Below are 9,287 nucleotides of genomic sequence, written 5' to 3'. Positions count from 1 at the left end.
ACCTACCGCATCGGGGCGATTCTGCTTGATCTCGACGATCCGACACGGATTCTTAGTCAGCTAACGCAACCGCAACTGAGCCCCGCCACTGATGAGCACGACGGCTACGTGCCCAATGTAGTCTACTCCTGCGGCGCACTGGTCCACGCCGACACCCTGGTGCTGCCGTACGGCATTAGTGACGCCGCCATCGGTATTGCCAGAGTGCCGCTACCCGAACTCCTTGCAGCTCTGAGCCGCTGAGACCCGAGACATTCAAATCGTACCTCCGCGCGTCTACGACGTAGGCCGGCAATGTCGACAGCCTCCCTTGTAGGGTGGTTGATTGTAGATCTACCGGAAACCGGTCATCGGCAGAATCCATCTGGAATTGTCGCCGGGATCAACGTGTTTCCGTCCGTTCCGGGGAAATCGGATTCGACGACTGCGCGACGACGGACACGCGTGGGGACAAACCCCGAGTGCATGCGTGCCTACTCCTCAGTCAAACGTGCCCAACCCTTCAGTCAAAGGAGAACGACCACGAGCCGCCGACTTCATGCCTACGAGAGGGGTGAGTCAGCGACGCGCGTGGTGGCAGGGCGAGGATCAGGTAACGGCGCGGGCCAGGGAATCAGAACGATTTTGCCGCCGAGTCCGCCGGCGTCGATGCGAGTGTGGACTTCGCGCGCGGCCGCCAGGGGGAGGCGATCGATGACGATGGGATGGATGGCGCCGTCGCGCAGTAGACCAAACAGTGTGGCCATGTCGGCCTTGAACTCTTCCGGTTGCTTCGTTCGTCGCGCGGTGATGCTGTACCACACCGCCCGTCGACCGCCGAACAGGAACCTGAACACGCCCCAGAGGTGGAGCCTGGCCAAGCCCAGTCCGGCAGAGAGCAGGCCTTCGCGCCCGTCGGCCATGGTCTGCGACCCGTAGCCGACCAGCAGACCACCGGATGCCAGACAGGCGAACGAGCGAGTGAAATGGGCGCCGCCGATCGCGTCGAAGGCGGCGTCCACTCCAGCGCGGCCTTTGTGTGCGTTGGGTTGTGCGGCGGTGAGCTTGCGCACCGCTTCGACGAAGTCGCCGTCGCGATAGTCGATTGCCTTGGCACCAAAGCTTTCGACCACGGCCATGTTCGCGGCAGAGCAGGTACCGATGGCGTTCAGTCCAAAATGCCGCGCCAGATCGAGCAGCGCCGTACCGACCGTGCCCGAGGCCCCGATCGCGAGGATCGTTGCACCCGGCGACAGCTGGCGGTAGCGGGTGAGCATCTGGAAGGCGGTTAGGTAGGCCAGCGGGATGCAGACCGCCTCAGCCGGATCGACGCCATCGGGGACGGGCACCAGGAACCGCGCCGGCCGAATCGCGTACTGGGTGTAGCCGCCGACGACGCACAAATCGGCCACCATCTGATCCTCGTGCAGGCCGGCCACACCGGGACCGACCTTATCGACGACTCCCACGATGTCGTATCCGGGAGTGAACGGCACCGGCCCCTTATAGTCCGGATAGCGGCCGCGCCGAATGAAGATGTCCGTGAAGCCGGTGCCGGCGGCCAAAACCTTGATGCGAACCTCGTCGGGACCGGGGTCGGGGATAGTCGGTTGTTCCGTCAGTTCCATTACCTCAGGGCCGCCGAACCGCGAGATAGAAATATTTTGCCAAGTCATCTTCTCACCGTAGACCTAAAAGCCCACGACGAGGATTTTCGTGACTTTGTAAGTGACCGGCAAGTTTGCTGACACCCCGGACGCGCGGCACGTGGAACAGCGTCCCGCGCGACTGGGCCGACCGCAGCGTCCACTCAGCTCTGAATCGCCAAGAGCCGCATCATTATTGCCTTGCCATCGCGATCGTGAGCCTGTCCTCGGGTTTGATGAGGTGATCTTGGCTGTCGTCGCCGATGTCGATCTGCACCCAGTCGATCTGACCGGAAAACTTGTTGCCGGTGGGGCCGTAGTCCGGGGATGCGGGTGAGCCGGTGTCGGCGCCGACGTCGCAGGCCTCGTCGGCGGAGTAGATCATCGGTTGCGTCCGTTCGACGCGGCCCTGGCCGACGGGTTTGCCGTCGTAGTAGAGCGTGACGTCGCCGCCTTTGCCCAGGCCGCCGCCGTCGTACTTGAATTCCATTCGCACCTGGCGCTTTCCGGCTGGGATGGGTTCGCCCCCAGTGACCATGAAGTGGTCGATGCCCAGGAAGTTGTAGCAATATTTGAGCCTGCCCTCATACGCATACAGCGACCAGCCGCCCACCAGGCCACCCTGGGTGATGATGACGCCGGTGGCGCCAGATTCCGGCACGGTGATGTCGGCGGTCACCGAATATGACTTGTTTTTCAGGGTGAGCACGCAGTTCTCGCTGACCCGCATCCCGGGGAACAGCAGCTGACTGTTCCCACGGATCAGCTGGGGGCGCCCGGCGAGGTCGGGGTTGAAGCGCTCGAAGGTGCGGTCATCAAGAGGCACGACGTTGTATTTGACGGCCTCGATGAGCCACAGGCGCTGCATGTCGGCGAGCTTCTGCGGATTCTCCTTGGCCAAGTCGTGTGCCTGTGTCCAGTCGTCGGGTCCGTACAGCTCCCATATATCGTCGTCGAACGCCGGCGGCGCCTCGGTGGTCCACGGCGTGCGGTGCTTAGTCACCGCAGTCCAGCCTTTGTGGTAAATGCCGCGGTTGCCGAGTATCTCGAAATACTGGACGTCATGGTGCTCGGGCGCATCGCCGTCGCGCAGAGTGGGCAGCATGCTGACGCCTTCCAGCGGCGCCTGCGCAATGCTGTTAACCACGGTGGGCTCGGGCAGTCCGGCCGCTTCCAGGATGGTCTTGGCAACGTCGACAATGTGGTGAAACTGGCTGCGGGACTTGCCTTTGTCGGCGAAGCCGTTGGGCCAGTGCACGATGGTGCCGTTGCGGGTGCCGCCCCAGTGTGAGGCGACCTGCTTGGTCCACTGATACGGCGTGCACAGGGCGTGTGCCCAGCCGACCGCGTAATGGTTGTAGGCCTTCGGCGTGCCGAAATCATCGATCTTGGGCAGCAGGAACTCGGTTGTCTCGATTTCTGGCATGCCGTTCAGCATGGCCATCTCGTTGAAGGAGCCGTTCAAGGTTCCTTCGGCCGAGGCGCCATTGTCGCCGATGATGTAGTAGATCAGCGTGTCCTCGAGCACCCCCAAGTCGTCGAGGGTGTCGACGAGACGGCCAACCTCGTGGTCGGTCTGCTCAAGGAAGCCGGCGTAGAGCTCCATCTCGCGGACCAGCACTGGCTTCAGGTCAGCGGGCATGTCATCCCAGGCCGGGATCTCGTCGTGGCGTCTGGTCAGCTCCGCGTCCGCGGGCACGACGCCAAGTTCCTTCTGCCGGGCCATAATCTGCTCGCGCAACGTGTCCCACCCGCCGTCGAATTTGCCTTTGTACTTGTCCGACCACTCCTTGGGCACGTGGTGCGGCGCGTGCGTGGCACCGGGGGCCCAATACATGAAGAACGGCTTATCGTGCACCAGCGCCTTCTGCTGGCGCACCCAGGTGATGGCGCGGTCGGCGAGATCTTCGGTCAGCGTGTAGCCCTCTTCGGGTGACTTCGGCGGTTCTATCGGCGATGTGCCCTCATAGAGCCCCGGGTAATACTGGTTGGCCTCGGCACCGACGAAGCCGTAGAAGTATTCGAAGCCCGAGCCGGTGGGCCACTGGTTGAACGGCCCCACGGGGGAGACTTCCCAGACGGGCACCTCGTGGCACTTGCCGAACTGCGCCGTCGAATAGCCGTTGAGCATAAGAGTTTCGGCGATGGGTGCCTTGTCCTTGGGCCGCACGCTGCTGTTGCCCGGCGCCGACGTGGCGATCTCGGTGATGCCACCCATCCCCACCGAGTGGTGATTGCGCCCGGTCAGCAACGCCTGCCGGGTGGGCGAACACAACGCCGTGGTGTGAAAGCGGTTCAGCTTCAGCCCGCCCGCGGCTAGCCGCTCGGCCGTCGGCGTGTTGCACGGGCCGCCGTAGGCCGACGAACCACCGAACCCCACATCGTCGAGCATCACTACCAGAACGTTGGGTGCGCCCTTGGGCGGGCGCAGTGCGGTGATCGGTGGATACGTGGTGTCCGAGTCCTTGGCGTCATACGTCGTCAGGCCGACATGCTTGGCGTCCGGGATGGGCAATATATCCCGTCGCACCTGGTCCTGCTTGGGCGCCGCGATGGGTTGGCCGGCCTTGCCGTCAGATGCGGCAGCGCCCTTGTGGCCGTTGGGGTGCGCTGATGACTCAGCCATGATGTACCTCTCTTAAGGCTTTTGGGTTGCTCTGGGCCAGCCGGTCGAGGCTGAGCCAGTGAACAGATGAGTCGCAGTGTTCGAACTGCGGGTGGCCGAGGAAGCTCAGCACTACGAAAAGCTAGCTGGCGCAAGGGCTTTTGAGCATCCTATGCGGCCAATAAGAATGATGCCCGGCTTGTGCTGGGTCCTACTCATCTCGCGCCTACTATCACTGGAAGGCATGACCGCCATGTGGGCGGCTACACGGCGAGCTCGTCTGCGTGGGCCCGATACCCCACCCTAGGCCGTCTCACCGATCGACAACAGCCCGTTGATGACAAACATTCGGAGAACTCGCCAGTCAGCACCGCCGCGGCTGCCCCGGCATGCGGCATATCCCAGAACGCACACGGTTTCCGAAACGAAACCTGTCGCGCGCATTCAGATCTCGCTGTCGTCGAACGGACAACCAGAGTCAGATTGTTTTGCGATCCGCTGTCTGCCGATTGTTCATCGTCACGACAACGATTCGGTCTAGCATCCACGCTGCCGGTCCAGAGCGACCCGCAGCGTCGGCCATGCCCAGGCGGCTGGGCTTCAACGGCGAAAGGCTTGGCGGGGCGAGAGCCTTCACGCCTTCGTCTAGTCCGTGTCCACAGTGGGTAGCATGCCAAGGGTCCGTGGTGATCAGCATTGTCGGCCGCGCCGGGTGCGGATGTTCTGACTTCCACAGCGAGAGGGCTATCTGTGAGTGACACACCAACAGACCTGATTGTGCGGGGCGACCGGGTGCTGGCCGAGCTGCACCGCACAGCCGGTTGCGCTTGAGCACCATGGCCGAGCACATCCCTTTACTGCCGTCGTGGCGACCCGGTTTGGTCCGGGACGCGCTCATAGGCTTCCTCGACGCAGTCGAGGAAGTGCCCACGGTCGACCGGATCGCCTTCTTCGACAACGACGGCACGCTGTGGTGTGAACGGCCAAGTTACGTGCAACTCGACTTCTTCCTCGACGCGCTTCGCCGCCACGTCGCTGCAAACAGCTCCAGCGGTGAGCGTGACGAGTTCGCCGCCTTGCTCAGTGGCGATAGGGCGGCGATCGCGGCCATTGGTCTCGAACGCATCGCCGTTGCCCTCGCTGGCCTGTTCGACGGCCTGACGCCGCAGGAGTTCACCGCGCAGGTTCGCGTGTTCATGGCGGGCGCGGCGCATACTCCGCTGGGCCGCCCGCTGCGATCGGTGACATACCAACCGATGCTGGAACTTCTCGACGAACTTCGACGCCGCGACTTCACCGTCGGCATCGTCACCGGTGGTGGTACCGAGTTCGTCAGAGCGATCAGCGATGACCTGTACGGAGTGCCGGCCGAGCTGGTCGTGGGCACCCTCATCGGCTACGAGTTCACCCGCGACGGGGAGAAGCGACCGGTGCTGCGTCGCACGACCGCCATGCTCGGCACCGCCAACGAGGGTCCCGCCAAAGTGACGAATATCCAGACCCAGCTCGGCCGCCGGCCGATCTTGGCCGCAGGTAACTCGGGCGGAGACCGCGAGATGCTCGAGTGGACGCTGGCTGCCGAGGGCCCTAGCCTTGCGCTGTTGATCGATCACGACGACGCGAAGCGCGAATTTCAGTACATCAGCACGGCTGGGACCTTCGTCGAGACTGAACCGATCACCGATATTGGTGCGCGTCTCGGCTGGACGATCGTGAGCATGGCTCGGGATTGGGACGTTGTGTTTCCTCAGGAGTCCGCCCCATCGAGCGAGTAGCCTTCTCAACAACGGGCTTTGATGCCGCGGCCGGTCGGCTACACGTCACCACGTCGGCGATCAGCCAGCACATCAAAGCGCGAGAAACGATGAGGTACTGGGTAAGTCGGCAATTATGGCACGCCAATTGTGCCCAGTTTGGCGAATCCCGCGAAGCGCTACAGCCTGAAGGCCAGGAGGATCAGGGCGATGGAAGACAGTACAACGTCGTTGACGGGTGCCATTCGGAAGCCTAAGGGAGCCAGAGGGGGTGTCCATTATTGGTTGGAAAAGCACAGGTGCCATCGATAACTACTTCACCTCTGTGAACACCGGGTTGGCCTGAGCGATTGTCCGATCTAGACCGGACACTTCGACTGAAGTGAGTGCCCCGGGGCGACTAGCGGTGTCGGTGCTGATTATGCGGATGCATGGTTTTGCGTAGGCTCATGACGAAGCCTCGAGCGGCGTAGAAGGCGGTCACCACCGCAAGCAGGATCAACACGATGAACATCGGCAGCCAGTTAGTCCTGCTGTGGGACACATTCCACCAGATGACGGCGAACAGCACGACGCAGACAAACAGCACCACGTCGCGCCAGTTGCCCTGGTAGCCGCTGGCCTCCTGACGTAGCGAGCGGCTGCGGTCGGTGGCAGCGATGAGGTCATCGATGCGCACGTCGATGGTGCGCTGCAGTTCGGCCCGACGCGCGGTCTGCTCCGGCGGAATACCCTTCAGCAGGTCCTGATCCTGCTTGATGAGCCCGCGAAAGTCCGGAGCCTTGACCGGACCCTTCAATTGGCCGGCCGCCGTGGCCAGCAGTGCCCCACCTGCGATCGGAACCGTGCCCAAAGCAAGTCCGGCCAGACCAGACATACGCCCATCTCCTCCGTCACTTCATCACCACCGCACCCATCAGACCACGACCTGTGGCCGCATGCGCTGACGTCAACGTGTTGGCCGCCCGCGCCGGCGCACACGTCTGCCCAACTGGGCGCCGGTGTCTGGAGCGTGGCGAAAGCCGTGGGTATGGCCACTAGCGCCGTGACGACGCCAAGGGACGCCGTTGGCGACCGAAAGTAGGGAGTCATCGGATCCTTCGTAACGGCGGCCGGGTGCCCCACCTGTTGTGTTGTCATCACATGGTGGCCGTGTTACTGACGCGCCATGGCGAGGTTCATCCGGTCCTCGGGTGTGATCATGTGGTCGTGATTGTCGTCGCCGAGATCGATTTACACCCAATCGATTTCACTGCTGAACTTGTTGTCGGTGTCGGTGACCTTCGCTGAAGAGGAGAGTCTCCTCGTAGTTGCCGCACCCCATTAGGCAGGGCGCGCAGCGCCACCGCCGACTGAGCCGTTATCGGACCCACTGAGGGGCTGGGATCGCAGAGCGGTTCAAGGAGCCACTGAAACAGATCACCTCAGCGTCCCGGCTCTCCGGTTCCAGGTCAGTTCTTAAGGCTTCCCTCTTGCAGCATCGTCAGGGCCTTTTCGACGCTGAGCGTGCCAGACACCTGGCTCGGCGGGTACTCGGTAAATGTCGCGAGGAACTCTCCCACGATGTTTACCGCGGGCAGCATGGTCCACAGCTTCTCACCCCACCAGCGGCCGTAGAGCATGCCTTCAGTTTGGTAGCGCTCCCATGGGTCCCTCGCAGGTTGGTCACCACGGGAACGTTGGTCGAATCCTCTTTGCCGGTAAAGAGGTTGCCGACAATGGTCTTGAAGTTGAGCTTCCCTCCAGCACCGCGATGAGCAGTCCGGTCCGGGTGGCGAAGTACCGGTAGGGCAGCCCCACGTTCACCTCGGCCCGGCGGGCCACCGCTGCCACCTCAATCTCGCCGGTCGCTGCCAGCTCGTCGGTGGCTGCGCCGAGCAGCCTGTCCCGTGCCATGGCACCTCGCGATTTCACCGGTGCCACCATGCGACAACCGTAAGTTGAGTTCAACTCAAAATCAAGGTTGGCTGGTTCATCGGATGTCGACCCGCGTCTGTGTGCCGTGATCGTGGACCTACTCACCTTCGGCGGCAACGTAATTGAGATGCTCGACTACTCCGAACAGAGCCCACTCAACAGTATCGAGCGGTCACGCGGGTCTGAACGCCGAGGAGGGCGCGACTAGAGCAGATCGCCTGTGGTACGCTGATACTTCTTCAGTTCCAGAATACCCTCAGGCTGGAGGTACCAAATGCAGATGTCCTCGATCGCCTACGCGGCCGAATATTGGCTGGCCCCAGAACGGTTCTATGCACGCACCACAAAGCTCGGAGACCGCTTCCTGTTCAACCTGCCGGGCGCCGTCGACGCGTTCTGCGTCACGAATCCCGATGACGTTAAGAAGGTTTTCACGGCCAGCAATTCGATCCTTCAGCTGACGCCGGCGATGGACCGCTTCACGCCGCACCATGCCGTCTTCGGCGAGCACACGTTGATCAGCATGGAAGGCGACGAGCACCTCACTAACCGGCGCTACGCCAGCCCGCCGTTTCACGGTAAGGCGCTGAGGTCCTACGAGCAGGCCATGGTGCGCCTGACCGAAAAGGCGCTCGCCACCTGGCCGATGGGCGAGGAGGTCAGCTTTCGCGACCGCTCCGGTCCGATTGCGCTCGACATCGTCGCCGAGGTGATTTTCGGCGTCACTGACAAACAGCGCGGGCGACGCGTGCGTGACGCCGCGACCGCGTGGCTCGACTCGATCCGCAGCACGCGGCTCGCCATCCAAACCGCGTGGGCAACCAGCCGCGGCGGCAAGTGGACCGGAAACTACGACACCATCACCAACGCACGCCTCAAGACCGAATCGCTGGTCCAGGAGGAGATCGACGAGCGCCGCCGCACCGGAAACGACCGCAGCGACGACATTCTCGGCATCACGCTCGCCGTCCGCGACGACGAGGGCAATCCGATCCCCGACAACGCGCTGCGCGAGCAGATAGCGAGCCTGCTGATCGCCGGGTACGAGACGACGAGCCAGGCACTGTCCTGGCTAGGGAACGAGATCACCCGCCAGCCCGAGCTGCTCGAGCGCCTGACCGAATCAGCGCAGGGCGACGATCCGACCTGGATCGATGCGACGATCTACGAGGTCCTTCGCATGCATCCGCCCGCCCCCTTCAATGTCCGCTACGTGGTCGAGCCGTTTGCGCTCGACGACGTCGTGCTGGAGCCCGGGCGCATCGTCATGCCCTTCACCTACGCCCTGCACCGCCGGCCGGACCTCTACCCCGAGCCCGACCGATTCCAGCCGGAGCGCTTCATCGGCACACGACCCGGGACCTATGAGTGGATCCCGTTCGGGGG

At 63.1% G+C, this 9,287-nt stretch carries 7 protein-coding genes and 1 pseudogene; 3 read left to right on the top strand and 5 right to left on the bottom strand.

Features of this window, described 5'->3' with window-relative positions:
* Positions 1-243 (top strand): annotated as a pseudogene (locus ACLQI9_RS10970) (glycosidase); the annotation flags it as partial.
* Positions 244-542: 299 nt separating this feature from the next.
* On the opposite strand, the gene ACLQI9_RS10965 reads toward ACLQI9_RS10970, so the two are convergent.
* Both ACLQI9_RS10965 and ACLQI9_RS10960 read right to left on the bottom strand, forming a co-directional pair.
* Complete coding sequence (locus ACLQI9_RS10965; protein ID WP_442391677.1) at positions 543-1,607, bottom strand: zinc-binding dehydrogenase; 1,065 nt, start codon at positions 1,605-1,607, stop codon at positions 543-545.
* A 211-nt stretch (positions 1,608-1,818) separates the two neighbouring features.
* On the bottom strand, positions 1,819-4,251 hold the full coding sequence (locus ACLQI9_RS10960; RefSeq protein ID WP_442391676.1) for an arylsulfatase: 2,433 nt from the start codon (positions 4,249-4,251) through the stop codon (positions 1,819-1,821).
* 815 nt (positions 4,252-5,066) lie between these two features.
* Between ACLQI9_RS10960 and ACLQI9_RS10955 the strand changes: the two genes are divergently transcribed.
* Entirely contained in the window at positions 5,067-6,005 is a 939-nt protein-coding gene (locus ACLQI9_RS10955) for an HAD family hydrolase (protein ID WP_442376631.1), read from the top strand.
* Positions 6,006-6,384: 379 nt separating this feature from the next.
* Here ACLQI9_RS10955 and ACLQI9_RS10950 read toward each other — a convergent pair whose 3' ends face one another.
* The 3 genes from ACLQI9_RS10950 to ACLQI9_RS10940 all read right to left on the bottom strand — a co-directional run bounded on the left by ACLQI9_RS10950 (position 6,385) and on the right by ACLQI9_RS10940 (position 7,910).
* The gene (locus tag ACLQI9_RS10950; protein WP_442376630.1) at positions 6,385-6,861 is read right to left on the bottom strand and encodes a hypothetical protein; all 477 of its coding nucleotides are present in this window, start codon (positions 6,859-6,861) and stop codon (positions 6,385-6,387) included.
* A gap of 574 nt (positions 6,862-7,435) precedes the next feature.
* On the bottom strand, positions 7,436-7,606 hold the full coding sequence (locus ACLQI9_RS10945) for a hypothetical protein (RefSeq protein WP_442376628.1): 171 nt from the start codon (positions 7,604-7,606) through the stop codon (positions 7,436-7,438).
* A gap of 43 nt (positions 7,607-7,649) precedes the next feature.
* Positions 7,650-7,910: a TetR/AcrR family transcriptional regulator gene (locus ACLQI9_RS10940; protein ID WP_442391675.1), complete on the bottom strand. Its 261-nt coding sequence runs from the start codon at positions 7,908-7,910 to the stop codon at positions 7,650-7,652.
* A gap of 271 nt (positions 7,911-8,181) precedes the next feature.
* Between ACLQI9_RS10940 and ACLQI9_RS10935 the strand changes: the two genes are divergently transcribed.
* The coding region (locus tag ACLQI9_RS10935; RefSeq protein ID WP_442391674.1) for a cytochrome P450 at positions 8,182-9,287 on the top strand (1,106 nt) is incomplete at its 3' end.

The sequence above is a fragment of the Mycobacterium sp. genome, from assembly GCF_052143115.1.
In the GTDB taxonomy this organism is placed as follows: domain Bacteria; phylum Actinomycetota; class Actinomycetes; order Mycobacteriales; family Mycobacteriaceae; genus Mycobacterium.
The sequence above is the reverse complement of the archived record's forward strand: the minus strand, read 5'-3'. Positions and strand labels throughout refer to the sequence as shown.